At 47.5% G+C, this 1,878-nt stretch carries 2 protein-coding genes; both read right to left on the bottom strand.

Annotation, left to right across the window (positions count from 1 at the left end):
* Window positions 1–1,057: alkene reductase (locus B7Y67_RS16685; RefSeq protein ID WP_293599589.1), on the bottom strand; the 1,057-nt coding region annotated here is incomplete at its 3' end.
* Between the two features lie 79 nt (window positions 1,058–1,136).
* Window positions 1,137–1,878: LysR substrate-binding domain-containing protein (locus tag B7Y67_RS16680; RefSeq protein WP_293599588.1), on the bottom strand; the 742-nt coding region annotated here is incomplete at its 5' end.

Raw genomic sequence — 1,878 nt, 5'->3', positions numbered from 1 at the left:
AAAACGTTGCACGGTTATAGGGATTCAGGGTTGCACCCTTCTGGAAACGCTCTGCTAAGTCCGGATTAGCAATATACAAACGACCATAAGCTACAGCGTCTGCCAAGCCAGCCTCTAAAACGGCCTCACCCATGGCTTGATCATATCCACCGGCACTAATGAATTGACCCTGATATGCAGCTCGGAATATCTCTGAAGTAATGGGTGCCTCAGAGTTCACCTGATCATTACCGCCAGCAGTAGTAGATCGCGGCTCAATCATATGGACATAGGACAAGTGATAGCCATTGAGCTTTTGAATCACTGCGTTGAATAAGGCAATCGGATCGCTATCAGCAATGTCATTAAAGCTGCCGTAAGGTGATAAACGCACGCCAATACGATCATTTGAAAAGACTTTAGCAACCGATTCAATCACTTCGCCTAGAAGACGAATACGATTTTCAATTGAGCCACCATACTCGTCAGTACGTTGATTGGTTTTATCTTGTAAAAACTGATCCAATAAATAACCATTGGCAGCATGAATTTCTACACCATCAAAACCTGCCGCTTTGGCATTGGCAGCAGCCAATTCAAAATCTTTTAATAGGCGAGCAATATCCGCAGTCGTCATTGCCTTCGGAGTTTCGTAATCGTGTAACTTCCAGTCAGCGCCGTAAGTTTGGCCTGCGGGGGCAATAGCAGATGGAGCCTCAGGCATACCCTGCTCAGGATGCAATGAGGAATGAGAAATACGGCCCACATGCCATAGTTGAGCAACCATCTTGCCATCCTTAGCATGTACCGCACTCACAATCTCTTTCCAAGCAGCTGTTTGCTCGGCGGAATAAATTCCAGGGGTTCCTGGATAGCCCTTGCCGATAGCAGAAATTTGCGTTGCTTCACTGATGATCAGGCCAGCACTTGCTCTTTGTGCATAGTATGTTTTTGCTAAAGGGCTTGGCACATCCCCTTCGATAGCGCGCATTCTGGTAAGTGGAGCCATCACCAAGCGATTTTTCAATTCAATGGCGCCAAGTTTGACGGGGGTAAACATGATTTCTTTTCCAGACATGAACTACTTTCTTTTAAATTAGATACATTTATTAATGGGGCAACTTTAGCAGGGATAGCATAGTCCTGCAGACACCTCGCTAGACTCTTTGAAAACTCTTGCGACTGCCACGACTAATTCTTGGGCTAGACTTAAATCTAGCTTCAATACTTTCAGCGAGCGCCTGGAACTCTTCAAGATGTGCAGTAGAAGCTCGAGCCACAAGCGCGATCACCCTCTTAGGAGCGGGCGGAGCTAGTGGTCGAGCAAGCAATGTCGTGCCATTTAAGAGCCCTCCCTTGACCGCCATCTCAGGCAGCAGTGCAATGCCCATGCCAGACTCCACCATTTGCAACAAAGTGAGCAGACTCGTTGCCTCCACACCATCTGCATTCCGAATATCAGAGCGCTTACAGGCTTGCATAGTGTGATCGCGAAGACAGTGCCCCTCCTCCAGCAGCAATAAGCGTTCAGCCATTTTTGCGGGTAGGTGAATGTCCTTGCCTTTAAGAGCTGGATCGTCTGCTCTGGCTACCACCCAAAATTCATCGACAAACAGCTCTTTTACTAATAGACCGGCCGTGTCATATGGCAATGCAATTAATGCAAAATCCAGTTGGTGATCCACTAGACGCGCTAAGAGATTAGCGCTTAAGTCTTCGCGCAAGGCAATTTTTAGATTGGGGTAATGCTCCCGAATATCTGGCAATACATTTGGCAATAGGAATGGTGCGATAGTCGGAATCACGCCAAGGCGAATGGTTCCAGACATCGGCTTGCCAGCTGCATCCGCATATTCCACCAAATCCTGAGATGAGGCCAAGATTGCCTTAGCTCTCTCC

Source organism: Polynucleobacter sp. 35-46-11 (assembly GCF_002281105.1).
This window is presented reverse-complemented; position numbering and strand designations above follow the sequence as displayed.